Annotated in this window: 30 protein-coding genes; 13 read left to right on the top strand and 17 right to left on the bottom strand. The window is 40.6% G+C overall.

Going from position 1 to position 26,535, the window contains the following annotated elements; translation table 11 throughout:
* Nucleotides 1-114: 114 nt before the first annotated feature.
* Together NSU13_RS16905 and NSU13_RS16900 are read left to right on the top strand one after the other, a co-directional pair.
* Nucleotides 115-813 (top strand): VWA domain-containing protein, encoded by a 699-nt coding sequence (locus tag NSU13_RS16905; protein ID WP_065214878.1) that lies wholly within the window; start codon nucleotides 115-117, stop codon nucleotides 811-813.
* A gap of 83 nt (nucleotides 814-896) precedes the next feature.
* Nucleotides 897-1,574, top strand: a complete 678-nt coding sequence (locus NSU13_RS16900) for a VWA domain-containing protein (protein ID WP_070326115.1) — start codon at nucleotides 897-899, stop codon at nucleotides 1,572-1,574.
* A gap of 51 nt (nucleotides 1,575-1,625) precedes the next feature.
* Here NSU13_RS16900 and NSU13_RS16895 read toward each other — a convergent pair whose 3' ends face one another.
* Together NSU13_RS16895 and NSU13_RS16890 are read right to left on the bottom strand one after the other, a co-directional pair.
* A complete protein-coding gene (locus NSU13_RS16895; RefSeq protein WP_342489655.1) occupies nucleotides 1,626-3,974 on the bottom strand; it encodes an FdhF/YdeP family oxidoreductase in 2,349 nt (782 codons plus the stop codon).
* Nucleotides 3,975-4,056: 82 nt separating this feature from the next.
* Nucleotides 4,057-5,322 (bottom strand): OFA family MFS transporter, encoded by a 1,266-nt coding sequence (locus NSU13_RS16890; RefSeq protein WP_046312982.1) that lies wholly within the window; start codon nucleotides 5,320-5,322, stop codon nucleotides 4,057-4,059.
* A gap of 134 nt (nucleotides 5,323-5,456) precedes the next feature.
* On the opposite strand from NSU13_RS16890, the gene fdhD reads away from it, so the two are divergent.
* Both fdhD and moaA read left to right on the top strand, forming a co-directional pair.
* Nucleotides 5,457-6,245 (top strand): formate dehydrogenase accessory sulfurtransferase FdhD, encoded by a 789-nt coding sequence (gene fdhD / locus NSU13_RS16885; RefSeq protein ID WP_034281213.1) that lies wholly within the window; start codon nucleotides 5,457-5,459, stop codon nucleotides 6,243-6,245.
* Between the two features lie 10 nt (nucleotides 6,246-6,255).
* A complete protein-coding gene (moaA, locus tag NSU13_RS16880; protein ID WP_029707486.1) occupies nucleotides 6,256-7,263 on the top strand; it encodes a GTP 3',8-cyclase MoaA in 1,008 nt (335 codons plus the stop codon).
* Nucleotides 7,264-7,516: 253 nt separating this feature from the next.
* Here moaA and rpsN read toward each other — a convergent pair whose 3' ends face one another.
* The 5 genes from rpsN to NSU13_RS16855 form a co-directional block, all read right to left on the bottom strand.
* Nucleotides 7,517-7,786, bottom strand: a complete 270-nt coding sequence (gene rpsN / locus NSU13_RS16875; RefSeq protein WP_025093900.1) for a 30S ribosomal protein S14 — start codon at nucleotides 7,784-7,786, stop codon at nucleotides 7,517-7,519.
* Nucleotides 7,787-7,802: 16 nt separating this feature from the next.
* The gene (locus NSU13_RS16870; RefSeq protein ID WP_342489654.1) at nucleotides 7,803-8,999 is read right to left on the bottom strand and encodes a GTP-binding protein; all 1,197 of its coding nucleotides are present in this window, start codon (nucleotides 8,997-8,999) and stop codon (nucleotides 7,803-7,805) included.
* An 82-nt stretch (nucleotides 9,000-9,081) separates the two neighbouring features.
* Nucleotides 9,082-9,231 (bottom strand): 50S ribosomal protein L33, encoded by a 150-nt coding sequence (gene rpmG / locus NSU13_RS16865; RefSeq protein ID WP_024423713.1) that lies wholly within the window; start codon nucleotides 9,229-9,231, stop codon nucleotides 9,082-9,084.
* A 144-nt stretch (nucleotides 9,232-9,375) separates the two neighbouring features.
* Nucleotides 9,376-9,798: a DUF5362 family protein gene (locus NSU13_RS16860; protein WP_070326111.1), complete on the bottom strand. Its 423-nt coding sequence runs from the start codon at nucleotides 9,796-9,798 to the stop codon at nucleotides 9,376-9,378.
* 165 nt (nucleotides 9,799-9,963) lie between these two features.
* On the bottom strand, nucleotides 9,964-10,473 hold the full coding sequence (locus tag NSU13_RS16855; RefSeq protein WP_029706351.1) for a GNAT family N-acetyltransferase: 510 nt from the start codon (nucleotides 10,471-10,473) through the stop codon (nucleotides 9,964-9,966).
* A gap of 116 nt (nucleotides 10,474-10,589) precedes the next feature.
* Between NSU13_RS16855 and NSU13_RS16850 the strand changes: the two genes are divergently transcribed.
* Nucleotides 10,590-11,486 (top strand): peptidoglycan DD-metalloendopeptidase family protein, encoded by an 897-nt coding sequence (locus NSU13_RS16850; RefSeq protein WP_342489653.1) that lies wholly within the window; start codon nucleotides 10,590-10,592, stop codon nucleotides 11,484-11,486.
* A gap of 84 nt (nucleotides 11,487-11,570) precedes the next feature.
* Here the strand turns inward: NSU13_RS16850 and NSU13_RS16845 are convergent, their stop codons facing one another.
* The 5 genes from NSU13_RS16845 to NSU13_RS16825 form a co-directional block, all read right to left on the bottom strand.
* Complete coding sequence (locus NSU13_RS16845; RefSeq protein WP_034281209.1) at nucleotides 11,571-11,918, bottom strand: P-II family nitrogen regulator; 348 nt, start codon at nucleotides 11,916-11,918, stop codon at nucleotides 11,571-11,573.
* An 18-nt stretch (nucleotides 11,919-11,936) separates the two neighbouring features.
* Nucleotides 11,937-13,145, bottom strand: a complete 1,209-nt coding sequence (locus NSU13_RS16840) for an ammonium transporter (RefSeq protein ID WP_034281208.1) — start codon at nucleotides 13,143-13,145, stop codon at nucleotides 11,937-11,939.
* Between the two features lie 191 nt (nucleotides 13,146-13,336).
* The gene (locus tag NSU13_RS16835; RefSeq protein WP_101676546.1) at nucleotides 13,337-14,077 is read right to left on the bottom strand and encodes an amino acid ABC transporter ATP-binding protein; all 741 of its coding nucleotides are present in this window, start codon (nucleotides 14,075-14,077) and stop codon (nucleotides 13,337-13,339) included.
* Nucleotides 14,078-14,087: 10 nt separating this feature from the next.
* Nucleotides 14,088-14,765: an amino acid ABC transporter permease gene (locus tag NSU13_RS16830; RefSeq protein WP_342489652.1), complete on the bottom strand. Its 678-nt coding sequence runs from the start codon at nucleotides 14,763-14,765 to the stop codon at nucleotides 14,088-14,090.
* Between the two features lie 42 nt (nucleotides 14,766-14,807).
* Nucleotides 14,808-15,695, bottom strand: coding sequence for a transporter substrate-binding domain-containing protein (locus NSU13_RS16825; protein ID WP_046312998.1), 888 nt, complete (start codon nucleotides 15,693-15,695; stop codon nucleotides 14,808-14,810).
* A gap of 157 nt (nucleotides 15,696-15,852) precedes the next feature.
* Between NSU13_RS16825 and NSU13_RS16820 the strand changes: the two genes are divergently transcribed.
* Entirely contained in the window at nucleotides 15,853-17,241 is a 1,389-nt protein-coding gene (locus tag NSU13_RS16820) for an MFS transporter (RefSeq protein ID WP_034281204.1), read from the top strand.
* Nucleotides 17,242-17,279: 38 nt separating this feature from the next.
* On the opposite strand, the gene NSU13_RS16815 is transcribed toward NSU13_RS16820, so the two are convergent.
* From NSU13_RS16815 to NSU13_RS16805, 3 genes are all read right to left on the bottom strand, one after another.
* On the bottom strand, nucleotides 17,280-17,879 hold the full coding sequence (locus tag NSU13_RS16815; protein WP_041115529.1) for an undecaprenyl-diphosphatase: 600 nt from the start codon (nucleotides 17,877-17,879) through the stop codon (nucleotides 17,280-17,282).
* A gap of 114 nt (nucleotides 17,880-17,993) precedes the next feature.
* Nucleotides 17,994-19,181 carry an MFS transporter gene (locus tag NSU13_RS16810; protein ID WP_041115530.1) on the bottom strand — a complete coding sequence of 396 codons (1,188 nt, stop codon included), beginning with the start codon at nucleotides 19,179-19,181 and terminating at the stop codon, nucleotides 17,994-17,996.
* 15 nt (nucleotides 19,182-19,196) lie between these two features.
* On the bottom strand, nucleotides 19,197-19,610 hold the full coding sequence (locus NSU13_RS16805) for a MarR family transcriptional regulator (RefSeq protein ID WP_024423697.1): 414 nt from the start codon (nucleotides 19,608-19,610) through the stop codon (nucleotides 19,197-19,199).
* A gap of 347 nt (nucleotides 19,611-19,957) precedes the next feature.
* Between NSU13_RS16805 and spoIIID the strand changes: the two genes are divergently transcribed.
* The 4 genes from spoIIID to NSU13_RS16785 all read left to right on the top strand — a co-directional run bounded on the left by spoIIID (nucleotide 19,958) and on the right by NSU13_RS16785 (nucleotide 23,235).
* Nucleotides 19,958-20,236, top strand: coding sequence for a sporulation transcriptional regulator SpoIIID (spoIIID, locus tag NSU13_RS16800; RefSeq protein ID WP_008343327.1), 279 nt, complete (start codon nucleotides 19,958-19,960; stop codon nucleotides 20,234-20,236).
* 184 nt (nucleotides 20,237-20,420) lie between these two features.
* Nucleotides 20,421-21,422 (top strand): cell shape-determining protein Mbl, encoded by a 1,002-nt coding sequence (gene mbl, locus NSU13_RS16795; RefSeq protein WP_007497573.1) that lies wholly within the window; start codon nucleotides 20,421-20,423, stop codon nucleotides 21,420-21,422.
* Nucleotides 21,423-21,546: 124 nt separating this feature from the next.
* Nucleotides 21,547-22,386 (top strand): flagellar hook-basal body protein, encoded by an 840-nt coding sequence (locus NSU13_RS16790; protein WP_034281198.1) that lies wholly within the window; start codon nucleotides 21,547-21,549, stop codon nucleotides 22,384-22,386.
* Nucleotides 22,387-22,416: 30 nt separating this feature from the next.
* The gene (locus NSU13_RS16785) at nucleotides 22,417-23,235 is read left to right on the top strand and encodes a flagellar hook-basal body protein (protein ID WP_098677175.1); all 819 of its coding nucleotides are present in this window, start codon (nucleotides 22,417-22,419) and stop codon (nucleotides 23,233-23,235) included.
* A 14-nt stretch (nucleotides 23,236-23,249) separates the two neighbouring features.
* Here NSU13_RS16785 and NSU13_RS16780 read toward each other — a convergent pair whose 3' ends face one another.
* On the bottom strand, nucleotides 23,250-24,305 hold the full coding sequence (locus tag NSU13_RS16780) for a tetratricopeptide repeat protein (protein WP_251232408.1): 1,056 nt from the start codon (nucleotides 24,303-24,305) through the stop codon (nucleotides 23,250-23,252).
* Nucleotides 24,306-24,524: 219 nt separating this feature from the next.
* On the opposite strand from NSU13_RS16780, the gene fabZ reads away from it, so the two are divergent.
* A complete protein-coding gene (gene fabZ, locus NSU13_RS16775) occupies nucleotides 24,525-24,959 on the top strand; it encodes a 3-hydroxyacyl-ACP dehydratase FabZ (RefSeq protein ID WP_012011512.1) in 435 nt (144 codons plus the stop codon).
* Between the two features lie 127 nt (nucleotides 24,960-25,086).
* Nucleotides 25,087-25,482: a large conductance mechanosensitive channel protein MscL gene (mscL, locus tag NSU13_RS16770; RefSeq protein ID WP_024423693.1), complete on the top strand. Its 396-nt coding sequence runs from the start codon at nucleotides 25,087-25,089 to the stop codon at nucleotides 25,480-25,482.
* Between the two features lie 27 nt (nucleotides 25,483-25,509).
* On the opposite strand, the gene NSU13_RS16765 is transcribed toward mscL, so the two are convergent.
* Nucleotides 25,510-25,920 carry a YwpF-like family protein gene (locus tag NSU13_RS16765; RefSeq protein WP_024423692.1) on the bottom strand — a complete coding sequence of 137 codons (411 nt, stop codon included), beginning with the start codon at nucleotides 25,918-25,920 and terminating at the stop codon, nucleotides 25,510-25,512.
* A 117-nt stretch (nucleotides 25,921-26,037) separates the two neighbouring features.
* On the opposite strand from NSU13_RS16765, the gene NSU13_RS16760 reads away from it, so the two are divergent.
* Nucleotides 26,038-26,394: a hypothetical protein gene (locus tag NSU13_RS16760; protein WP_024423691.1), complete on the top strand. Its 357-nt coding sequence runs from the start codon at nucleotides 26,038-26,040 to the stop codon at nucleotides 26,392-26,394.
* The last annotated feature ends 141 nt before the right edge of the window (nucleotides 26,395-26,535 follow it).

The following is a 26,535-nucleotide window of genomic DNA, read 5'->3' as shown; positions in this document are numbered from 1 at the left end:
GAATTTTAGTGATTTTGATGAAAGAGAAAAAGGGACCGAGTCCTATACCATTCCAAGACAGAATAATTTACGATTAAGATGTTTCAATCAAATACATAAGGAGGAAGGAAAATTATGTTGAAAAAAGTATTCTCACTCGTAACCTTAGCTGTATTGACATTATCTATGTCAATCTCTTCACCAGTATTTGCAGAAGCATCTACAGTCAAAAAACATAATAAAGATGTAAGAGTGACAATCTTACTTGATGCAAGCGGAAGCATGGCAAGAAAAGTAGAGGGAGAGCGCAAATTTGATCTCGCTAAACAAGAGGTATTTAAATTTGCTCAGTCACTTCCAAAAGACGCTAAAATTCGTATGAGCTTGTTTGGTTCTGAAGGAAACAACAAAAATTCAGGTAAAGCTCAATCATGTGAAGTCATTAGAGGCGTTTACGGCGTACAGCCTTATGAAAAGGACAGCTTCGAAAACTCTTTAAACGGACTTGGGCCAACTGGCTGGACACCGATTGCACGTGCACTAGAAAATGCAAAGCAAGCGGATGAGCAGCTTACTGCAGGAACAAAGCATATTGTGTACTTAATCACTGATGGTGAGGAAACTTGTGGCGGAGATCCAGTAAAAGTAGCAAAAGAATTGCATAACTCAAAAGGATCAACTGTTGTAAATGTGATCGGATTAGACTTTAACGATGGCTATGAAGGTCAATTGAAGCAAGTAGCCAAAGCTGGTAAAGGCCATTACTACCAAGCAAGCACTGGTAAAGAAATGGGTTCTATCTTTTCAGCAGAATCATTAAAACTACACGAATAACTTGCTGAACAAAAGGGAAACGATTGATTCATGCTTTCGTTTCTCTTTTTCTGTACAAAAGTAAAAAAGGGAGGTTTTTATTGATGAAAAAAAACATCGTATTAACCATTTTGGCTAGTCTTGTCCTGCTTCTTTCTTCACCAGCTCATGCTGTAACAAAACAGGAGCCGCCTGCGCATGTGGTGATATTACTCGATTTAAGCGGGAGCATGGCACAATCAGTTGAAGGTGAAAAGAAAATTGAAATCGCCAAACGGTCTATTCAAAGCTTTGCGAGCATTTTATCAGAAGATACACAAGTTCTGCTTCGTGTGTTTGGTCATGAAGGAACCAATAAAAATGCAGGGAAAGCTGTTTCTTGTTCAAGTTCTGAAGCTGTTTACGGATTTGGAGCATATGAGCCATCAACCTTTCAGCAAGCACTGAATGTGTATAAGCCAACTGGCTGGACACCACTTGCAAAAGCATTAACGGATACGAAACAAGATTTTGAAGATCACCAAGCTGAAGGGAAAAATATTGTCTATGTTGTCAGTGATGGTGAAGAAACTTGTGGTGGAAGCCCTTCACAAGCAGCAAAGGAATTACATGAAGACGGAATAGATACAATCGTCAATATCATTGGCTTCGATGTGAATGAAAAGGAAGCAAAAAGTCTTAAATCTGTTGCAAAAGCGGGTGGAGGACAATATCAACCGGCTGCAAATGCCGAAGAATTGAACCATATTCTTCAACAGGAAGCGAGCGCTTTTGGTCGGTAGAGAATGAATGGCAGCTGGGGAAAACAACCCCAGCTGTTTTTAAGTTGACGATTAATTCAAAGTCGTTTCTAATTCATCAATTCGTTTCTCCACATAATGCTGATCCTTTCTTGCATGGAAGGTTTCGGCTTTTTCTAATATAGCAGCCGTATTATACTCGGGAATCTGTGAGTAGCTCTCATACACACCTTTAGGAATTAAAACGTTCCCTTCCGGCCAATAAACTGCGATATTGCCGCGTCTCAACTCTCCGAATTGAGCCACTCCTTGATAGGATCCATATTGATTAAAGAGAACAACTGGATCACCTTCTTGGACGTAAAGCTCTTTTGCATCTTCTTCATTCATTAGGATAGAATGACGTTTTCCACCATTAAAGGCATCCTTTTCACTGTAGATCATGGAGTTGAATTGCTTTCCTCTTCTTGTCGTGATATTGAAATGTCCTTCGGTTTTTCGATATTGAGGCAGCTGGGCAGGAAGAAGATGTCCCTTGCCGTCTGGTGTTGGACACACGCCATCTTCACAAAGCCATGCGCCTCCCCATTGAAAAACGTCTCCCTTGTGATGTAAATGCTGGATGCCATCATAATTTCGGTTGGCGACCGCAATCTCACGACGAATGTCTTCAGCTGTTTCAAAATGTATCAGCTCGGCATCTTCTGGCCGGACTCTTTTCGCAAGATCAACATAAATGTCCCATTCCGCTCTGGCTTCCTCAATACGAGGTCCTTCAATTTCTGGACTGAAATATACCATGCGTTCCGTACTGGTTGATGTGCCGCCGCCTGGTTGTTCATACCTTGTCATAGCAGGCAGCACAATCACCGCCTCTTCAGCGTCTACCAGCGTAGAGGTATTCAAAATAATATCTTGGTGAACACGGAGTTCAAGTTCAGATAATGCTTTTTCGATCGCTTCCGGATTTGGCATCGTTTCTAAAAAGTTTCCGCCACTCGTAAACAGCATTTTGAGTTTTTGTGGATGGTCTTTTGGGAGAGCCATCTTTTCAAAGGATTGCCCAATGGTGTCACCATGCCATTTAGGAATGTCAAACTCCCATATACGTTCGATTCTTTCAATATTCTCTTCATCAAAATCACTACCCGGCAAAACGAATGGATCAGCGCCCATTTCACCAGAACCTTGGACGCCGCTATGCCCCCGAATTGGCATGACACCACAATGTTTTCTGCCGATAAATCCGCGCAGCATGGCAAGGTTGGCAACCTGTGATATATTATCAGTTGCAAAGCGGTGCTGAGTAAGGCCCATACTCCAAATAAAAACGCCTGAATTAGCATTGGCAAGCAGTGTCGCAAATTCCTTCATTCTTTCTTTTGATAAACCTGATGATGCTTCTAGGTCCTCCCACTTCAATTGTGCGACATGCTGCTTTAAATCCTGTATGCCTGTTGTATGTTTTTGAATAAATTCGTGATCAAGAGCCGAATGGGGAGCATGCTGCTCCATGTCAAACCAATGCTTGATGACGCCGTTCATAAACGCAATATCTCCGCCTATATTGACTTGGTAAAAATCATCTGCAATTTTTGTACCGAATAAAGCACTCTCTGGAATAGAAGGAACCCAATACTTTTCCATAGCAGGCTCTTTATACGGATTGATGACGATAATTTTTGTTCCCTTCTTTTTAGCAGCGTACATATATTTAGTGGAAACAGGCTGATTGTTTGCTGCGACAGATCCCCAAAAAATTAATACATCCGTTCCAATCCAATCACTGTAATTACAGCTGGAAGCACCGATGCCAAGGGACCGTTTAAGAGCGGTTTTACTTGGTGAATGGCAAATGCGAGAAGCATTATCAATATGATTCGTCCCTATAAATCGAGCAGCCTTTGCAGCCGTATAATAAACTTCATTTGTAATTCCTCTGGCGGTTAAATAGAAAGCAAGCTGCCGTTTATCAATTGATTGGATTTTAGCTGCGATTTGATCTAGTGCATCATCCCAAGAAATACGTGTAAAGGCATTGTCACCTTTTTTTCGGATCAATGGATAAGGAATCCGCCCAAGCTTGCGAAGAGAGGTGCTGTCCATTTGCTTTAGCTGATGAATATCTTCAAACCATTTTGGATCAATAGCTGGCATTGTGTTAAGACGAAGCACATTTAGTCTTGTGGTGCATATATGAGGTCCTGCGAGCGTTTGATCATACAGTCCTGAGACGCCAAGGGCACAGCCGTCACAAACACCCTGCGTTAAAATACGATACGCGTAGGGAAGGTTATCTTTGTTCTCCCAAGCCACTTTCATCGTATCTCGAATGTGTTTCGGTTTCACTTTGCCAAGCCCCATTGGTACAAAAGACGCCCATAGCTTTGGTGAGGGTTTTTTATTGAGTTTAACAGGCCCCTTATGTTTTGTTTTCCCCATGAGATCATCACCCTCCTAATACTTTGTAAAGCGTTTTCATATCTAAAAATTACCTTTAGATTGTGATTCTGTCAAATTCAAATTAAGATCGGGCTGAGACAGAGGAAGCAGCAGATAGGTTTTTTTCTCTTAGCTGCTGAATATCCTTTCGAATCAGAAGTGATATGATAAAAGCAATGAAAAATAAGCCAGAGAACACCATAAGGCTTTGTGTGTAATTACCTGTTATATCTCGGATGAAGGATGAAAATAGTGGTCCTGCTAATCCCGCAGCGGCCCAAGCAGTCAAAATATAACCATGTATGGCACCAAGCTGCTTTGTACCAAACAAATCCCCAATATAGGCTGGAATTGAAGCAAATCCTCCTCCATAGCAAGTATAAATGATCGCCATGACGATTGAAAAGATGAACGGTTCTTTTAAATAGGGGAGTAAAGGAAAAGCAATGAGCTGGATACTGAAAAAAATCGTATACGTATTCGGTCTTCCTATATAATCTGAAAACGATGCCCAGCCAATGCGTCCTAAACCATTAAAAGCACCTAAAATGCCCACAAGAGTAGCTGCAGCACCTGCAGTGAACCCAACACTTTCTTGAGCAAGAGGTGACGCTACTGAAATAATAGCGATTCCGCATGTGATATTAATAAAAAGCATAAGCCACAAATAATAAAAACGTCTTGTTTTGATCGCTTCATTTGCTGTAAGCTGTGATAAATCTTGAGGGATTTTTCTTTTCTTTGTTTTGAATACATCAAATTGTTTGACGTCATCAGGTGTTGGTGGTGATAAATAAAGAGATGAGATCACCATGATGATAAAATAGGAGATTCCAAGAATATAAAAAGTATTTGCGATATTCACTTTTTCAATGAGATATTGAATAATTGGGCTGCAAATAAGAGAAGCAAACCCAAACCCCATAATGGCTAAGCCGGTTGCAAGACCTCTTCGATCCGGAAACCATTTGACTAGAGTTGATACAGGTGCAATATAGCCTACCCCTAAACCTATTCCAGCGAGTACACCATAAAATAAATAGAGGAGAGGCAGTGATGACATGTGGACAGCGAATCCTGACCCAGTCATTCCGATGCCGAAGAAAATAGCTGAGAAGAGCCCCGATGCCCTTGGACCATACCTTTCAACGAAATGTCCCATAAAAGCAGCAGATAAACCTAAAAATAAAATAGCAATACTGAAGGTGAGACTTATTTCTGTTAATGACCACTGAAAGGCTTCATGTAAAGGATTCGTAAAAACACTCCAAGCATAAACAGACCCAATAGATAAATGAATTCCTACAGCACTTGCTGCGATGAGCCAGCGATTTTTCGATTTGTTCATTTTGTTCCCCCCATATAAAGCAGTCAAGAAGTTTGATAAGATAGAAATATGTTACATTTTTATGACTTTTTAAAATAATATCACAATTTGATTGGATCATATAACTAAATTTGCATTGAAAGGAAGATCATACAATGAATCCTTCTGTTAAAAAGAAACGAGTTATACACCAATACAATGAAGGCCAGTTTACCTGCAAAACTGATGAAATTGTAGAAGAATATCCTTTAACTGTGATGGTAAATGGAGAAGAATTTGTGACCCTTGTTTGTTCACCAGAGCACTTGAAAGAATTGGTTATCGGCTTTTTGGCTTCAGAAGGAGTCATTCGATTTGAAAAAGAGATTAAAAGGTTTACAATAGATGAAAGTATGGGTTTTGCCTATGTTGATTTAGTTCACTCAAGTGGATTTGATTCATCAGATTTTACAAAACGAGTGATTGGTTCATGCTGCGGGAAAGGAAGACACTTTTATTTCCTTCAAGATGTGAAGACGGCAAAAACAGCCATTGATCGAATCAGTATTTCTGCTGAAACCTGTATGCATCTCATGAAGTGTTTGCAAGAAGAAAGCCAATTATTTCAACATACTGGCGGAGTGCATAATGCTGGACTGTGTGACACAGAGAAGCTATTCATCACTAGAACTGATATAGGAAGACATAATGCTTTAGATAAAATTTATGGATACTGTTTACTTCAGCGAATTCCACTTAGAGATAAAATCCTTGTTTTTAGCGGCCGGATATCGTCAGAAGTTCTATTGAAGGCAGCAAAACTAGGAGTGTCTATCGTCATTTCAAAATCAGCACCTACTGAGCTGGCGCTTAAAATGGCAGAAGAATTAAATATTACGACAGTTGGATTCGTCAGAGGAAAATCCTTTAACATTTACACGCATCCTCATCGTATTACAGAATAGGAGGCAAAGTATGGTCAGTATTTTAGATAAAAGACATCGACCATTGCGCGATTTAAGAATATCAGTAACTGATCGCTGTAACTTTAGATGTACGTACTGTATGCCTGCTGAAATTTTTGGACCGGATTATCCTTTCTTGAAAAAAGAAGAACTGCTTAGTTTCGAAGAAATTGAACGACTTGCTACCCTTTTTGTAAAGAACTTAGGTGTGGTAAAAATACGCATCACGGGCGGAGAACCGTTAATGCGGAAGGATCTGCCTGTCTTAATAGAAAAGCTCGCAAACATTCCAGGGATTGAAGACATTGCGATGACAACCAACGGAACACTTTTACCTTTATATGCTGATCAGTTGAAGAGAGCTGGTCTCAATAGAGTCACCATTAGTTTAGATTCATTAAATCCCGACCGTTTTAAGCAAATGAACGGAAGGCATATTTCTATCCAAAAAGTGTTTGATGGTATTGAGGCTGCAAAAAAGGCTGGACTTGCTATCAAGATTAATATGGTTGTTCAAAAAGGTGTGAATGATCAGGATGTCTTACCAATGGCAGCTTACTTCAAAAAAGAAGGACACGTTCTCAGATTTATTGAATTTATGGATGTCGGTAATACGAATAAATGGAATCTAGAACATGTCATGACAAAGAAAGAAATAATTGAATTAATTGATTCAACATATCCTATCAAACCAGAACCTCCTCAATATACAGGTGAAGTAGCCAAACGATTTTTTTACAAAGATGGTTCAGGAGAGATAGGTATTATTTCTTCCGTTTCAGATGCTTTTTGTGGAACATGTAACAGAGCAAGGTTGTCTGCAAGGGGGGAATTGTTTACATGTCTGTTTGCTTCATCGGGGTTTGATCTGAAACAGATGATTCGTACGACAAAAGATAATGAAGAATTAACGAACAGGTTAAAGGAATTATGGTCGAATAGACATGACCAATATTCAGCCGAGAGAGAGCAGAAAAAAGATCAGAAAAAGGTTGAGATGTCATACATCGGTGGTTAATGACAACAAAGTATCATGATCATGTATTTTTGAAAAGAAGAAAAAATGTCATAATCGTTGCTGAAAATCCTTTTTTGAAAACAGGCCATTTTATCTTATGAACTCAGTCATTATAAAAACCAGCAGAATCTCTGCTGGTTTTTAAATTGCTATTTTGCACCTCAAAAAGATTGAGATAAGATTGGAAAATAGATTTTCCCTCATTGTGTGCGGCTTTACTTTTACGAGTGCTGTGATAAGATCAAATCATTCTTTACCAGCTCGACTTTTTCACTCCAGGGATATGACCCTTATAGGCAAGCTCACGAAAAGCAATCCTAGACATTTTGAATTTTCGTAAATAACCTCTGGGACGGCCCGTTAATTCACAGCGGTTTTTTAAGCGGGTAGGGGAAGAGTCTCTAGGTAATTTTCGTAAAGCTTCATAGTCACCTTTTTCTTTTAACTCTTTTCTTAATTCTGCATATTTCAATACAAGCTGCTGTCGTTTTTTTTCTTTAGCAATCTTAGATTTCTTTGCCAATTAAAACCCTCCTGGCCTAATTTTGTATTTTCCATTGAAAGGGGTCCTCAAATGTAGTCCAATCTTGATCAAATTCCTCAGGTGTAAGCAAGCATTGATCAAGAGTACGAATGATTTCTGCTTTAGGTAAATCTACACCGATAAACACAAGTTTTGTATGGCGATCACCAAACTCTGCGTCCCACTCATCTAGAAGCTCTGGTTCCTGATTTAATATCCGTGCTTTTTCTTGTTCAGGCAAAGCAGCAATCCAGTATGCAATTGGTTCAATCGCAACAGATTTCCCAGCTTGTGAAATTAAAATGGTTAAATCATGATGTGTGGCAAGCCAAGTAAAACCTTTCGCACGAACGATCTGCTCAGGCATTTGATCTAACCAAGCATTCAGTCTGCCAGTATGAAAAGGGAGTCTTCTTTCGTAAACAAAAGATGAAATTTGGTATTCCTCTGTTTCCGGTGTATGCTGAACATGTCCTGCGTTGATTTCTTTGATCCACCCAGCAGAAGCACTTGATTTTTCAAAGTCGAATAAACCAGTATTCAAAATGTCATCTGGCTGTACTATACCTTTTGAGGTTCTGATGATAGATGCTTCTGGTTGTAGTTTGTTCAGCACATGCTCAAGTCGATCTAATTCAGAGGGAGATACTAGATCACATTTATTGATAATAAGCACGTCACAAAATTCAATTTGATCAATGAGTAAATCGGAAATTTCTCGCTCGTCGTCATCGGAAACCGCTTCTTTACGATCTAATAAACTCTCTCCTGACTGGAAATCAGTCCAGAAACGATTTGCATCTACTACTGTGACCATCGTATCTAGACGGCAAAAGCGGGTCAAATCTATACCCATTTCTTCATCAATATAAGAAAACGTTTGAGCGACGGGAATTGGTTCACTAATTCCGGTTGATTCAATGACAATATAATCAATATTACCCGCCTTACAAAGGCGTTCTACTTCGATTAACAAGTCTTCTCTCAAAGTGCAGCAAATACAGCCGTTAGATAATTCAACGAGTTTCTCATCTGATCGAGAAAGCTTGCCGCCTTGTTTGACTAGTTCTGCATCAATATTAATTTCGCTCATGTCATTGACGATTACAGCCACTTTTAATCCTTTGCGATTTTGAAGAACATGATTTAATATCGTTGTTTTTCCTGCTCCTAAAAAGCCGCTTAATACTGTAACAGGTATACGCTTATTCATTTGTTTTTGTCCTTTTGAAAACGATCATTTTGTTTTCCGCCTCACTTAAAAAGTAATCATTACGATTTATAATATAAAAAATTTATTTTGTTTCTCTATGAAGGGTATATTTCTTTAATCGAGGAGAATATTTTTTTAACTCCAATCGGTCAGGATTCGTTCTTTTATTTTTTGTTGTGATGTAGTTTCTGTCACCTGTTTCAGTACAGGCCAACGTAATATTCACGCGCATAAGTAATAGGATCCTCCTTTAATTCGTAATAGTTACGATTTGTATTTTAAAATGATCAAGACTGAATGTCAAGCATAGGAGAATGATCCAAGTCAAATGATAAAAACAAGAGGGGTATCGAATGACTATTGATACCCCTCTCCATTAATAAAAGTCACCGAGTTCTTGTTCGTAATCACCTTCATACTGCTGGACATCATAAGGAATTTCTTGAAGGAAGGCTAACCCGCCTAGTATAAGTATCAAAACGATAGCAATGAATGAAAGAATAACTGCGGCAATACTTGAAATGGCAAACAGTGTTTGCATTTTCATCATCTTAGCGTACTGTTCTAATAATTCTTCGTAAGAAGCATCTGGAGCCTGAATCAAGTGTTCAGCTGCTTTTACAGATTTTTGTACATGAATTCCCATCATAATGAGGAAGACGCCAAGGGCTGCAGGAAGAACAAGCCAAAAACCAATAAGAATAGCCAGACCGCCTGAAATATAGAGAAAGATACTACCAACCTTTCCCCACTTTACGATTGAATGAAGAGATTGAATGATTTTCTCAGTTTGTTGCAATGGTGTTCACTCCTTTATGTATTCACTCTTTATCATACTTGAGTAAGTAGTGCTTTAGGAAGAGTGAATGTTGATTGATTCAATTGTTTCTCTCTTCACTTCACTTTTTTTACAGCTGTTACATGCGTCATAAAAAAGCGTCTCTTTTTCAGGGAGACGCTCGTTTTATAATTCTTTTCCTAGGATATCTAAATCGTATCTGCTGCCGTCCATTTCTGCGATGCGTGGCAGGTGGCCCCATGTCTCAAAGCCGTGCTTTTTAAATAGTCGAATGCTGGCTTCGTTGTGCCCGAAAATAAAGGCAAGTAACGTTCGAATGCCTAATGAGGGTGCTAAATCAATGGCTTCTTGCAAGAAAAGTGATCCTAAGCCTTTTCCTCGATAGTCTTGGTTTAAATAGATACTCATTTCAACGGTCCCGTTGTATGCAGGCCTTCCGTAAAACGTTTCAAAGCTCAGCCAGCCGTAGATATTTCCATCCTCATCTGTTTTCACATAGAGAGGTCTTTTCTCGGAATGATTCAAAAACCATTGCCGGCGGTCCTCGACAGAAACTGGTTCTGTATCAGCGGTCACTTCTCTTGAAGCAATGGTTGAATTGTAGATATCAACGATCGCTTTGAGGTCATCTTCTGTTGCTATACGGTTGAAAGTTTTCACAATTAAGTCCCCCATCTTTTTTTCATTTATCATACATATTATTGATGCGATTGCGCAAAATAAAAAGAAAAATGATTTCGTGTGTATATATTTTTTGAAAAGTGTTCAGAATGTTGCTGAGGTGATGAAAAATGAGAGAGGAAGAAAAGAAACGTACTTCCAAAATCACAAAAGTTCAGCAATTTTTCCGTAAGCGCTGGGTATTCCCTGCTATTTACTTGGTCAGCGCAGCGGTCGTGTTAACAGCCGTTCTTTGGTATCAAGCTGTATCAAAAGATGTAAAAGACCAACTATCTGATGGAAATCAAACAGGGCAAGAACAGCGCGATGATGCCGTTGAAGTTGGAAAGCCAATTGAAAATGTCGCAATGCCGGTCCAGAATTCTGATAATGTTTCTGTCGTGAAAAAGTTCTATGAAGCAGATGCTGACCAAAAAGAAAAAGAAGCAGCACTTGTAAACTATAATAACACCTATACCTTGAGCAAAGGTATTGATCTTGCAGATAAAGATGGCAAAGTGTTTGATGTCACAGCTGCTCTTAGTGGAACAGTGGTTCAAGCGAAAAAAGATCCAGTCCTCGGTCACGTTGTTGAAATTGAACATGAAGATGGATTATCGACTGTTTATCAATCGTTGTCACAAGTGAGTGTCAAAGAAGGCGATGAAGTCAAGCAGAATGATGTCATTGGTGCTTCTGGTAAAAATCTATATGGTGCTGAAAGCGGCAACCATGTACATTTTGAAATTCGTATGGAAGGTTTAGCGCTTAATCCGCTTAGCTTCATTGACAAGCCTGTTTCTACAATTGAAAAAGCAGCGCAAGAAGTGACGGAACAAGCAAAAGAACCTGCTCAGCCAAAGACTGAGGAAAAAACGAAGGAACCTGCTGCTGAAGATAAAGCCAAAGAGCCAGCTGAAGAAAAATCTGAAGAAAAGTCTGATAAGAAGGGGAAATCCTCTGATCAAGAAAAGTCTTCTGATTCTTCTAAAGACAGCAGTCAGTCAGAAGAAACAAAACAATCTTAATGTTTTACAAGGTCCTCTGTGTATATAAATATGCAGAGGTTTTTTCTGCTTAAAAAGATCCTCCGCCACTCGGCGGAGGATACACTATAGGGCGGCAGGTCCTTCTTCACCTGTCCGAATGTTGATTGTATTCGCTATTTCATATATAAAAATTTTCCCATCCCCCGGTTCGCCTGTCCGAAGTACCTTTTGAGCTGTTTCAACGACCTGTTCGACAGGTACTTTGCTTAGGACGATTTCGATCTTTAATCGTTCGTACACGTTGCTTTCTTTTTTGACGCCGCGGTATAGCTCTGTATGTCCCTTTTGTAAGCCGCAGCCGTGTACATTTGAAAAGGTAATCGAGGTGACACCAATCTTTCCAAGCTCCACCTTTAATGTTTCAAAATTAGCTGGACGTGTGACAATCTCCACTTTATACATTTTGCTCATAGAGACACCCCTTTTTCTTTAATCTTGATAAGCTTTTTCACCGTGCATGGTTAAATCAAGACCCACTGATTCTTCTTCTTCGGTTGCACGAATTTTGAAGAAGACATTGACCACTTTGATGATCACGTATGTCACAACGGCAACAAAAGCGTACGTGGCAACAATCGCGACCACTTGCTTCCAAAGTAAGCTGGGATCTCCGTAAAATAAGCCATTGGCTCCGCCGTCATTGACAGAAGTTGTGGCGAAAAGTCCTGTTGCAATTCCTCCCCAAGTACCGCCAATTCCGTGAAGGCCGAATGCGTCCAGTGCGTCATCATAGCCAAATTTGGCTTTGAGTGAAAAGACTCCCCAGAAACAGACGATCCCGCCAATGATTCCTATTATAATAGAAGCAAACGGTGTAACAAAGCCCGCGGCAGGTGTAATGGCGACAAGACCTGCGATGGCTCCAGAGATCGCGCCGAGCATGGTCGGTTTTTTGTTGATCATCCACTCTACTAACAGCCAGCCGATGATTCCTGCAGCAGCAGCTGTATTGGTGTTAATAAAGGCATACATGGCCACGCTGTCTAATGTAAGAGCACTACCCACGTTAAAACCAAACCATCCAAACCAGATGACAGCTCCGCCAAGAAGGGTGTAGATCAAGTTATGCGGAGAAGAGCTTGCTGCTTCTTTACGCTTCCCGAGCACAATTGCCACGACAAGACCTGCAACACCGGATGAGATGTGAACCACGTTTCCGCCTGCGAAGTCAAGCGCACCCATCTCGCCAATCCAACCGCCGCCCCATACCCAGTGTGCGACTGGAGCGTATACAAATGTGACCCAAAGGAGTGTAAATACAACGACTGCTGAGTAGCGAATCCGTTCAGCAAAGGCCCCTGAGATGATGGCTGTTGTTAAGACGGCAAAGGTCATTTGAAACATCATGAACAATGAATGTGGAATGGTCTCACTATAGGAACCAGGCTCAAAGCCTACGCCTTTCAGGCCCACCCAGTCTAATCCTCCAATCCATGCATTGCCTGGTGCAAAAGCTAAGGAATAACCGAATACGATCCATACGATTGAAACGATCGCTAGTGACGTTAAGCTGTGCATGGTTGTGCTTAACACGTTTTTACTTCTCACGAGTCCTCCGTAGAATAAAGCTAAACCCGGTGTCATTAACCACACGAGTAGTGCGCAGAAGAACATAAATACTGTATCACCCATTTGCATGCTGCATTCCCCCGAATCATTCAGAATTATTGTTTTCTTAATTCTTCATTATAGAGAGAAAAGTCATATATAACATATACATGGAAGTTTATCTGACATGGTTTTTGGTTAAGTTCAATATAAATGGATGAAAAGTTCGTAAAAAATGAGCAAAAACGTAAGTTAAGCACTAAAAATGAAGGGCGTTTGACCTATAAAATGGAGCTGAGAAACAGTTTTGTACGTTCCTCCCTAGGAGAATCAAACAATTCCGAAGGGACGCCTTCTTCGACGATGCGGCCTTCGTGCATGTAGACGATACGATCGGCAACTTCTTTCGCAAAGCCCATTTCATGTGTGACAATGACCATGGTCATGCCTTCTTTTGCGAGGCTTTTCATCGTTTGCAGCACCTCGCCTACAAGCTCTGGGTCAAGGGCAGACGTAGGTTCGTCAAATAACATGACATCAGGCTTCATGGCGAGAGATCTGGCTATGGCTACACGCTGTTTTTGGCCGCCTGATAGTTTAGAAGGATATACGTTGGCTTTATCCGCAAGTCCGACTTTTTCTAGCAAGGTGCTGGCTTCAGCGATGGCTTGCGCTTTCTTTGTTTTTTTCACCATAACAGGCGCTTCGATGATATTTTCAAGCACAGTTTTGTGCGGGAAAAGATTAAAATGCTGAAACACCATTCCTATTTTTTGTCTCATTTCGTTTAATTGATCGCGTTTTGGATGAACAGGACTGCCATCAATGATAATATCTCCATCATTTTTTATTTCTAAAAAGTTCATACAGCGGAGCAAGGTGCTTTTTCCAGAACCGCTTGCGCCAATTAAGACGACCACATCATTTTCATAAACAGTGAGATCGATATCTTTTAAAACATGAAGCTCTCCAAAGTATTTATTGAGTTTTTCAACACGTATGATTTCCTTTGATTCTGTCATGCTTCTCCTCCTATTGGTCACTGGCTGATAGTTTCTTCTCAAAGGTTTGGACAGCGAATGTTAACAGCAGAACAAGAACTAAGTAATAGACGGCTACAACAAGTAAATACGTCATATTGTCAAAGCTGTTGGAGCCTTGCGTGGTGGCGATGTTAAATAGTTCATTGACACTGATAAAGGCGGCGAGTGATGAGTCTTTTAAGCCGATAATGAACTGGTTGCCAAGAGGGGGAAGAGCACGCCGCATCGCTTGAGGGAGAATGATACGCCTCATTGTTAAAAAACGACCCATACCAAGAGATCGTCCTGCCTCTTTTTGCCCCTGATCGATGGATTGGATGGCGCCTCTGAATATTTCGGCTATATAGGCGCCATTATGAAAGGCGAGCGCAATGGAAGCAGCCCAGAAGTCGGGTATATTCAATTCTGTGAGGCCGAAATATAGGATGAAAATCTGAACAATAAGTGGTGTTCCGCGTACAAGAAAGATATAAGCATTGGCGATATAACCGAAAACGGCTATGCGGGATATTTTCAATAAAGCAAAGAAAAGCCCGATGAACATACCGATGAAGATGCTGATCACCGTCAGCTGTAAGGTGATCAGCATTCCTTCTAAGAAAATACCTCTTGAATCAAGGAGTGTCTGAAAAAAGTGTGATAGGGTAGGCAAAACAATCATCTCCATTTGAAGAAAGTGCGCCTATAAAAAGGGCGCACAATCGTGGTTTTAATCTTGTTTGACCGTGATGTCTTCATCAAAGTACTTTTTGCTAATTTGTTTTAATGTTCCGTCTTTTTTTAGTGCGTCAATCGCATCGTTGATCTCTTTTATGAGCTGTTCATTTTCTTTTGAAACAGCAATTGCCTGCTCACTTTGTCCGAGTCTTTCCTGCGCTGTGATTTTTAATTTTTTCTTCATCGCTTCTGCACCTGTGGCGAAATCTGTCACGACTGCATCGTGTTTTCCGTTGGCCAGTGCTTCTAAGGCGACGACATCACTATCATAATACTTTGGTTCTTGCCCGCTATGTTCCTTGGCAATATCAGCGTAGGACGACCCTTTGGATACAGCAATTTCTTTGTCTTTTAAGTCATCCGCATGTTGAATGTCTGATCCGGGTCTTGTGAAAATTTGCGGACCAGAATAGTAATAGGGTTTAGAAAAAAGGACGTGTTTTTTTCGTTCCTCATTGATGGTATGACTTGCAACTGCCGCATCAAATTTACCTGCTTTCACGCCTTCGACGATGCCTGCGAATTTATATTTTTTCTGTATAGGTTCGAGACCTAGTTTGTCACTAATCGCATTGCCTACGTCGATATCAAAGCCGGACATCTGATTTCCATCCATGTAACTAAACGGATGAAATTCACCTGATGCTGCAAAAATAAATTTTCCATCCTCCAAAATTGGCGACCCTTTCGCTGTAGAATTACGTTTATCTCCGTTCCCATTTGTTTCATTTGAACCACACGAAGACAGAAGTAATACTGCAACCGAGAAAAGGGCTGGGACCCAAAACCGTCTTTTTTTAATAATAAGCTTCTCCTCCTTTTCAGCCGTTCTCCATATAAGGAGAAAGTAGGCTTTTAAATATGTGTAGCATCTTACCATTTGTTCCTCATATTCTCAATTTTATATGTGTTATTCCAACAATCGTCCTTTTTAGAATGTATGTCTTGCTTTTCTAAGAGAGAACTTGAATTGATTAGGGTAAAAAAGGGAAATGAATCTCATAATAACGAAAGGATTGCAAAAAGGAGGTCAGTGTATGAACAAGTGGAGAGACAACCGAAAAGTTTTTTTAACCGCTATTGCCTTTGGAACGATGTTGAATCCACTGAATTCATCAATGATTTCTTTGGCCTTGCATCAAATTCAGCATGAATTCGGTTTGTCGTTTACGACCGTATCTTGGCTTATTTCTTCTTTTTATTTAGCCAGTGCAGTGACGCAGCCGGTGAGCGGCCGGATTGGGGATCATGTCATGAGCCGGAGAACCTTATTTTTATTCGGTCTGGTTCTTGTCGCAGTCTCAGCCATTTGCGCGCCGTTTGCCCCAACGTTTGCGGTGCTGATTGTGATCCGTTTGTTACAGGCGATGGGAAGCAGTGCCATTTATCCTTCTGGGGTCGGACTCATTCGGGATCATATTCAAGAAAGACAGGCTTCGGCGTTAGCGGTATTATCCATTTTTGCTTCAGCGATGACGGCGCTTGGACCGACGCTTGGCGGATTTTTGATGACCATTGGCGGCTGGCCGGCTATCTTTTTAGTGAATCTGCCTTTTATTTTGATCAGTTTCTTTCTCGGCCTATTTTTGTTTCCGAAGGAGCAGAAGAAGAAAAAGCTCCGCATAGGCGAAACTGTGCGAACACTCGATTTGCCAGGGATGCTTCTTTTTACCGTCTGCATTGTTCTCCTGCTTTCATTTTTATTATCACTGGGTGATGGCATTCAATATGTTCAAGGTATTCTTTGTCTCCTGAGTGCAGGCGCTTTTATCTGGTGGGAGTATCAGGTGGATGAACCGTTTATTCAAATACGGATGTTCAGGGAGAAGCAGCGGCTGTCACTTGTGTATGTGCAATTTATCATTTTAAATATCTTTTTCTATTGTCTCTTTTTTGGTTTGCCGAGTTATTTTCAGGATGAGTTAGGCTGGCGTGTGGAGATGACGGGTCTTTTTATGCTGTGTATGTCAGGGGTGAGTATTATTGTGTCACCGCTGACTGGAAAGTGGGTGGATCGCGGGGATGAACGCCATCCAGTTTTAGCGAGTGCTGTATTGATGCTGGCTGGAGCGTCTGCCATGACTTTCTTTTTTATTCCTGCGCCATTATGGGGGAAAGGATTGGTTCTAGCTCTGCTTGGGCTCAGTTATGGGATTGGGAATGTTGCGCTCCAAGCTGCGATGCTCAAGGCAAGTCCTCAGCACATGATTGGCACGTCCTCTGGACTTTTTCAAACATGCCGCTACCTTGGTTCTATTCTGTCGTCTGCTGTGCTTGGTATGCTGTTTGGGGATGAAATTGCTGGTGCTCACTTTGCGCAATTAGGCTGGACATTGATCATCATTTCTCTTATTGGCATTGGTGTCAGTCTTTATTTTTCGAGTATGGTTAGAGGGGGAAAGCCAATAAAAAAAGCGGCGCGATAAGTGGAAGGAGAATCTTCATCACGTTATCGCAAGTCCGCTTAAGAGTTGGACAGGTCTGAGCCCTGATCCTTTGTCTTCCTTCTGAAAATTTTCCCTACAATTGTCTCGTAAAATGTCACGATACGATCAATAGGAGAGTCAAAGAACTTCCATAATTTATTCATGATAAAGACAACCACAATCGATACGACCAAGCTGCCTAAAACATCAAATGGATAATGATGACCGACCCAGATGCGGGAGAATCCTGTAAGTAATCCAAAGACGAGCAAGATGTTGCCAAGCCTTTTATTACGGGATCGAATGGCTAATGAAAGAGCCAATGCACCTGTTGTATGGTCACTTGGGAAGGAAGCATCTGCTGAGTGCGGGATGAGTGTGTCGACTTTATGCGCCACAAACGGCCGCTCTTCATAATGAAACAATGTAATGGCAAAGTTGACGATAAGTGCTGCAATGCCTGTTACACCGGAAAAGAAGACATGCTTCTTAAATTTGTGATTCCCTAAAAACCAGCAAATCAATAAGACAAGGGCGTACACAAGAATGGCCTTTTTCGTAATAAAGATCATGGCCTGATCTAAAAACTCAGAATGGTGAGCCATCCCGTGTATGACTTTAAACAATTCGTAATTCAAAACATCACCTATACTTTCGCTTAATGCTAACTATTTTTCAACAAAGCCTGTATGCTCTATTTGGAATATCCTATATTTTAGCATGTTTCCGGCGAAGTTTAAAATAGTACCCTTTTACTCTGAAAGGGAGACCTTTTGTGCTTTTGCTTCCTGAGGTTTTCGTTCGCTCCAATAAAAAACGCCCATACTCAGTAAGACCACAATACCCGCAATGAGGTACACATTTGAAAAGTCTGTGAAACTGACAAGGAGTCCAAAGACAAATGAGCCGGCAGCAATACCTGTATCATACAGGGTGAAGAAAGTAGCCGTCGCATATCCCGTACGATGAGCTGGTGAGTGCTGAATCGCAAGTGTTTGTAAACATGGCACGAGCGAACCGTAGCCAAGTCCAATCACAGCGCCTGATAGAAGAAGCATTGTAGCTGAATGTGTCGCTGTCAGCATCCATAAACCAATGGCAAAAAGGGCAATCGAAGGATAGATCACAACGTGAGCTCCAACCCGGTCAAAAAGTCTGCCTGTAAATGGACGTGATCCAAGCATTGCGGCCGCAAATACAATAAAGAAATAACTACTTGCACCCATTAAATGAAGTGAATTGGCATAAACTGAAATAAATGAAATAATCGGCGAATAACAGAAGGAAATAATAATGCCGACGGCCGCTGTTTTTAATGCGCCTTTTTCAAACAGGTGAGAAAACGTGAATCGGAAGACAATGCTTCCACCGTTTTCAGGCTCTGGCTGTCTAATCAGCATCGTAAAAGCGGCTCCGATGGTCACGATAATGGAAAAGAGAAGAAATAATGAATGAAATCCTATTTTTCCTACTTGATTCAGTGCGATAAACGGACCGATGACAACAGCGAGGTTCATAGACATCACAAAGTATCCGAGTCCTTCCCCGCGTTTATGTTTCGGGATCATATCAGCCGCAATGGCACTGGCGACTGTCGTCAAAATACTAAAAAAGATCCCTTGTACGAAACGCAGCATAAGAAGCGTTTGGAATTGATCAATCGGGATGTATAAATAAGTGAGTAAGGCAAAGGCCGTAGAAGAGAAAATCGCCATCCGTTTTTTGCCAAATTTCTCAATAATGGCGCCAGAAAACGGTCTTGTCACAATAGCAGATAATAAGAAGACCGTCACAAGGAGACCGCCCTGTGATTCTGTTCCATTTAGTTCATCCATTGTGTAAATGGGCAGTAATGTCAAAAGGGCATAAAAAGAGGTGAACGTAAATAAATTCACCAGGACAATCATGATAAAGTCTTTTGTCCATATGCGTTCGTTCATGATGTATGTCACTTCCTATTCAGTTGATAATTTGTGTAAAAGTGTATGGAGGAGTTGTTTTTCTTCGTAGGTAAAATCTGAAAGACATTCTTCTTCAAATTGTTCCATCGTGCGTTTGATTTCTTCAAATCGGGCTTTTGCATCATCTGTCATCACGATCAGATTCTCACGTTTGTCTTTTCCTTGTACACGTTTCACCCAGCCGTTTGCTTCTAAACGGGTGACGGTTCTGGTGATGGTCGGTGCTTCGACGTTCAAATATGTCCAGATGTCTTTTTGGGTTTTCGGGCCGAATGTATCCAAACAAAAAAGCACAGTCCACTGGGACATGTACAAGTCATAAGCAGCAAGCGCTTCGTTCGCCTTTTTAGACAGCAGCCGTGCGCCTTGATGTATTTGATGTAAACACTCTCTATTTAACGTATCCATATGCTCACCTTTTTTAAATATTTATCTAGGTAAATAAATTCACCTTTTCTATTTTACGTGCTGAACTCTTTCTTGTAAAGTGAAAATTTTCGCGCCCCGAAATGATTTTTTGTTTTGCCTTTTCTGATAAATCCCTTGTCCCATCTTCATTTTTAGCATATTCCCTATTCAATGCTAATACACTGTTACAAACCTGACAAAGAGAGTGTTTGAGGTGAGGGATCGTGTTTGGCATTTACTACCTAATGGATGAGAAATTACGACGAACAAGCGCCGCTGAAAATGGATAATCTTCATACGGATCTCATTTCACACTTCTCACATCCATTTTAGGGAGGTCGAGTGGTGTGCACGATTACATCAAAGAGCGAACAATCAAGATAGGAAAGTATATCGTGGAGACAAAGAAAACCGTTCGTGTTATTGCGAAAGAATTTGGAGTCTCTAAAAGTACTGTACACAAGGATCTAACAGAAAGACTGCCAGAAATTAATCCAGATCTGGCTAATGAAGTAAAGGAGATACTGGATTATCATAAATCAATCCGCCACTTGCGAGGAGGAGAAGCCACCAAGTTAAAGTATAAAAAAGAAGAAATTTTAGAAGGCGAACCTGTGAAACAGTAAGCTTAGTTCTTTGTTCATAAACATGATATATATATCTTCCTCATATCGGTAGTTTCTAACCACAAATTTTGTAAAGACTTTTGTAAAGAAATATCTTTTTTTCTGCAAATTATGATAGAATATATAATTAGGGCAGAATGTGGTATTTGCTATGGAAACAGATTTTCAAGGAGGATATATATAGATGTTTGCTAGGGATATTGGAATTGATCTTGGTACTGCCAATGTACTGATTCATGTCAAAGGAAAAGGAATTGTGTTAAATGAACCATCTGTGGTAGCTCTTGACAAAAACAGCGGAAAAGTTTTGGCTGTTGGAGAAGAGGCTAGACGTATGGTTGGACGTACGCCTGGGAATATTGTTGCGATTCGTCCATTAAAAGACGGCGTAATCGCTGATTTTGAAGTAACTGAAGCGATGCTCAAGCATTTTATTAACAAATTAAATGTGAAAGGGCTGTTCTCTAAGCCGCGTATGCTCATCTGCTGCCCGACAAATATTACATCTGTTGAGCAGAAGGCGATCAAAGAAGCTGCTGAAAAAAGCGGCGGTAAGCATGTATTTCTTGAAGAAGAGCCAAAAGTAGCAGCGATTGGTGCTGGTATGGATATTTTTCAGCCAAGTGGAAACATGGTCGTAGATATTGGAGGCGGAACGACAGATATCGCTGTCATCTCAATGGGTGACATTGTAACCGCCTCTTCTATTAAAATGGCTGGAGACAAATTTGATCTGGAAATTCTAAACTACATTAAAAAAGAGTACAAGCTGTTGATCGGTGAGCGCACGGCTGAGGATATTAAGATCCAAGTTGCAACGGTATTCCCAGACGCACGTCACGAAGAGATTTCGATTCGTGGACGAGACATGGTGACAGGATTACCAAGAACGATTACCGTCACAAGCAAAGAAGTAGAAGAAGCATTGCGTGAATCTGTATCTGCGATTGTTCAGGCTGCGAAACAAGTTCTTGAAAGAACACCGCCTGAATTATCAGCTGATATTATCGATCGCGGCGTCATCATTACAGGTGGCGGAGCTCTTCTAAACGGGCTTGATCAATTGCTTGCAGAAGAGCTGAAAGTACCAGTTTTCGTTGCTGAAAATCCAATGGACTGTGTAGCAGTTGGTACTGGCGTGATGCTTGATAATATGGACAAGCTGCCAAAGCGTAAACTCAGCTGATGATTTCCCTCATTCTTTTTAGAAAGAATGGGGGATTTTTATTAAAGAACCCTGCTAATCAGCCGATATATTTCATAGAAGATTGTGTTTAGGTCATGTGAAAGAATTTGAATGAGGTGAGCACGTGTTAAAAGGACTATACACCGCAACATCTGCCATGATCGCTCAAGAGCGGCGGACAGAAATGCTTTCAAATAATATCGCAAATGCGAATACCCCAGGCTATAAAGCGGATGAAGGGGCAATGCGTGCATTTCCAGAAATGCTGCTGAGCCGAATGGAATCAGGACGTTTCCAAACATCCTCAGGCAAAGGCTTTAGCGTTCCACTGCAATCGCCGATTGGTGGAATCAATACTGGGACATATATGCAGGAATTAATCCCTCAATTTACACAGGGAACTTTAAAAACAACAGATCAAACAACAGACATAGCACTAGTTGAAAATAATGTGCCGATCAATCCGGAGACCAATCAGAAATCAGCGCTATTTTATGCGGTCAACACACCAGAAGGCGTTCGTTATACGAAAAGCAGCTCCATTACATTGAACGCACAAAATCAATTGACGATTAATGGCCGCGCTCTTCTTTCCGTGACGGGTCAGCCGATTACGGTTCAGAGTGAGAATTTCAAAGTGAATGCAGATGGTACTGTGTCTGAAAATGGGCAAAATCTTGGTCAAATCGATGTACGTGTTGCGATGGATACAAGAAACCTAGCGCGTGAAGGAAATGATTTATACCGTACAGCTGATAACCAGCCCCTGCCAAGTGCAGTCAATAACGGTCAAATGTCCTATACGTTAAGCCAAGGCGTATCGGAGCTCTCGAACGTGGATGTGACGAAATCATATACAGATATGACAACGGCCTACCGAGCATTTGAAACAAATCAAAAAGTGGTTCAGGCGTATGATAAAAGCTTAGAAAAAGCAGTGAATGAAATTGGCAGAGTGTACTAATCAAGAAATGAAAAAGAAAGGAGGATTCTCATGCTTAGAACGATGATAAACGCAGCTGTATCGATGAATGAAGTGCAAAAGCAGCTTGACATCATCAGCAACAACATCGCGAACAGTGAAACAACAGGGTACCGCGCGAAAAACACCCGTTTCTCAGAGCTGATCAGACAGCAGTTTAATCAGGTAGATGAAAAAAATGAGCAGGTGGCAAACAGTCGTCTGACACCTGCTGGGTTAAGGCTTGGCACGGGGACAATGGTCAATGCGTCCATTAACTCGCTGCAAGGCTCTATTAAAGAAACAGGACGTGATCTTGATGTTGCCTTCGGAGCGCCGTCGCAGTATTTGCGGGTCAACGCCGGCGGTAATATCCGTTATACAAGAGATGGTTCACTTTACTTGCAGCCGGGCAATAATCGTAATCAAGTGCAGCTTGTCACGAGCGAAGGCTATCCGATTCTTGATGAAAACGGAAATGCGATCGTCTTAAATGCAAATTTCCGTGATATTTCAATCGATAAAAATGGGCGGCTTACGGCGGTTTCAAGAGACAATCAACCCAATCAGCAAGTGAATCTGGGCGTTGTACAAGTCAATAATTCGTCAGCACTTGTCTCTGAAGGAGATAATTTGTTCTCAGTCGATGGAACCTATCAAGGTGCATTAACAGCACTAAATGGAGCAAACCGAGAGGCGATTCAGCTTCAGCAAGGTGCACTGGAAACATCAAATGTGGACATGTCGAAAGAATTAACAGACCTCATGACAACACAGCGTTCCTATCAGATGAATTCAAGAACAATTACGATGGGCGATCAAATGCTGGGATTAATTAATACAATTCGATAATCAGCAGGCTGGTATCAGCCTCTCATGATAAAAAAGGCGGCTCGCTCAAAGTCGCCCTTTTTTTTATAAAAATCTGAGACATCAGCAAGAAGATCCTCAAGATCAATCCAGGCTTCTTTTCGTTCAAGACATGTGACGAGCGTGGCGATCTGCTCATCTGCCTTTGGCGTTTGGCTGTAGAGAAGAGATAAGATTTGAAACTTCATTCTTAATATATCAAACTGGGAAGCAACAGCTTCTTTCAGACCTTTTTGAATATACTTCATCCCTTCATCGGTTAAATTTTCTTTAAAACAGGAACGCACAGTTTCGTATAGGCACGATACATAGGAGTGTGCTGACTTTCGGTATGCTGGAAGACGAAGCGCTTTTTTGAAGTATTCCAGCGCTTCCTTATGACGGTTTTGTCTTGACTGAATAAAGCCAGCATCATAATAAACGATACCGAGCAGCTCTTGATCATCAATCTTTTTCACGTAATCAATAATTTCAATGAAAATATCTTCCGCTTCCTTATATTTTTTCTGGTCGCTATAGTTGAGAGCGAGCACAATTTTACACCGATAGATGCTATGGATATCACCGTGCTTTGCAAAAATATCCATGGCTTTTTGAACATGACGAATCGATAACAACGAGTAACGGTTGTTATAATAAACACCGCTTGTACGGAAATGGAACTCTGCTTCCTCCAGCTCATCGTTAAGTAATGGCAGTCGTTCCTCAGCCTTTTCGAGATAATGAATCGCATCATTTTGATCACTTTTTAAAGATTCATATAATCCGAGAAAGAAATAAAAATAATATTGCAGTTCTTCGTTCATTTCATCTTTGTGGGGCAGCAGTTCATATTTGAGTTTTTCTAAGTCCTCTGTCTGATTCATCCAGAGCTGGTGACGGAAAAGCATCAGCTGATAATGGAAATAGAGTTCTTGTTTTTTTGATAATTTCCGTTTATATTTTAGCAGTGTTTTTTTGATTTCTTCAGCCTTCGAAAAATGTCGATGCTTTAGCATTGTATACCAGGAATGGAGAAGTTTTTTTACGGATTTATCGCTCATAAAATTCATTTTTACCCTCTTATTCAATCAATGATGTAATATATATTACCATATTTGTGAAAAAACATTGAGTGTAGTGTGGATTATATTTGATGACAATTGGTAATGATAGATTCTATTTTTTACCATATGTATAAGGCGAATATTGAAAAATGCCAGCATTCATAATATACTTCTATAGGAATCAAATGAAGATCAGCGATATAGAAAAGAAGGAGAGATCAAGATATGCTTGATGCTCAGCAAATTCAAGACATTATTCCACACCGTTATCCATTCTTATTGGTCGACCGTATTTTAGAGGTTGAGGGAGAAAAAAGAGCGGTTGGAATTAAAAATGTTACAGTGAATGAAGAATTTTTTAATGGCCATTTCCCTGGTTACCCAGTCATGCCGGGTGTGCTTATAGTAGAAGCACTCGCACAGGTTTTTGGTGTGATTATGTTAGGCAAGGAAGAAAACAAAGGAAAAATCGGTTTGTTTGCAGGGATTGACGGATGCCGCTTCAAAAGACAGGTCAAGCCTGGAGACCAGCTTCGTTTAGAGGTTGAAGTGACGCGCCTCCGCGGGCCGGTTGCAAAAGGAAAAGCAGTAGCGACGGTAGATGGCGAGGTTGCATGTGAAGCAGAACTGACATTTTCTATTGGTCCTAAAGTATCATGATTTTTCTGGCGGTTCATCAAGCATGAATCGCTTTTTTATTTAGAAACGTTCAGTTAGAACGGATAAGGACTTGCAATTTTGACAAAAAAACGTCATATTAGACAAAAAAAGATGAAGGTGATAAAGGATGCTGAAAGAATTTAGAGAGTTTGCAGTCAAGGGCAATGTCATTGACTTGGCAGTAGGTGTCATCATTGGGGGAGCATTTGGCAAAATTGTCACTTCTCTTGTGAATGATTTAATCATGCCGCTTGTCGGTATTATTATTGGAGGGCATGATTTTAGCGGTTTATCCATTAAAATCGGAGCCGCTCAAATTTTATATGGGAACTTTATTCAAACAGTGGTTGATTTCTTAATTATCTCGTTTTCCATTTTTATCTTTATTCGTTATTTGAATAAGTTAAAACGGAAAAAGGTTGAGGAAGAAGAGGTTGTGGAAACGCCGGATCAAACGGAAGTTTTGCTAACTGAAATTAGAGATCTATTGAAAAATCAAAGCCAGTCTAAAGATGTGCAATAGAAAAAGAGCGGCTGATCCCGCTCTTTTTTATGTGTTTTGTTTAAAAGCATCCAGTAGTTTTTCTCCTGACAGCCCCTCTTTGACGAGGTCTTTTAATACTTCTTCAGTTTCAGTTCTGTAACGATTTGTAATCATTTTACCATCGAGTAATACAGAAATGTTTTCTTCTAAGGCAACGATGTTTTTGACTTGGACAGATAGATGAACAGGGCGGTTGTTTTCTTTAGTGATCGTTACAAGAATCTTCACTTCTGTGTGCTGCTGAAAGAGTACCTCAAACACCTGTCTATGTTTCTTTGGAATGAGTGCCTCAATCATCCAGTGATTTTCACCGTCTTCTTTATTAATGATTAAACCGTCACGAAGGGGAATGCTGGACATTTTATCTTGCTGTGGATCAAGTTCAATTTTTAAATCAATCAGCCTAAAGGTTTTCATATTTATCACCTCACAAGCGTTCATTATTCGTAAGTATTATTATAGCATACAACATCTGTATAAATGAAACCGCTGCCTGCTTAGAACTAGCTGCACATGAGTGAAAGGAGATGTTTTATGGAGTCCTATCAATTGAGAAACATTCATATTGGCGACGACAAGGCAAAGAGTGATATACGTGTTTATTCGTGGGGAGATATTCTTTCATTTTGTGATGTGTATATGGAAGAAGGAGAGTCACTCACGTTTCAATATGTCACCGAGGATCAAATGGACTGTTTTGAGTTTCAGCTGTCGATTCATGATGGCCGGCTTTGTTTTTATTGGTTTGCGTGGGACGGATCTGATTATATTCACATGCCTTCTAGTAATTGGATTCATTCAGATATTTTTTATCAATTTATGAAAAATAAGTATTTCATCAAACAAAACAAGATGATGTTTTATACGCAAGCCGTAAAAAACAGAAATTAATGAGGATATAGAGAATTTGAAGGCCTATTTTGCTATTTTCCTGTTTTGTCACATACGGCCTTTCTCCGTAGACTAGGGGTAGTTGAAAGGAAAGGAGGCAAGTCCCGAATCAAAAGGTAACGTCTATCATCTGACAGCCCC

The sequence above is a fragment of the Bacillus sp. FSL M8-0049 genome (assembly GCF_038593355.1).
Taxonomy (GTDB): Bacteria; Bacillota; Bacilli; order Bacillales; family Bacillaceae; genus Bacillus; species Bacillus safensis.
Note: the sequence above shows the minus strand (reverse complement) of the source record. Positions and strands in the feature narration are given on the sequence as shown.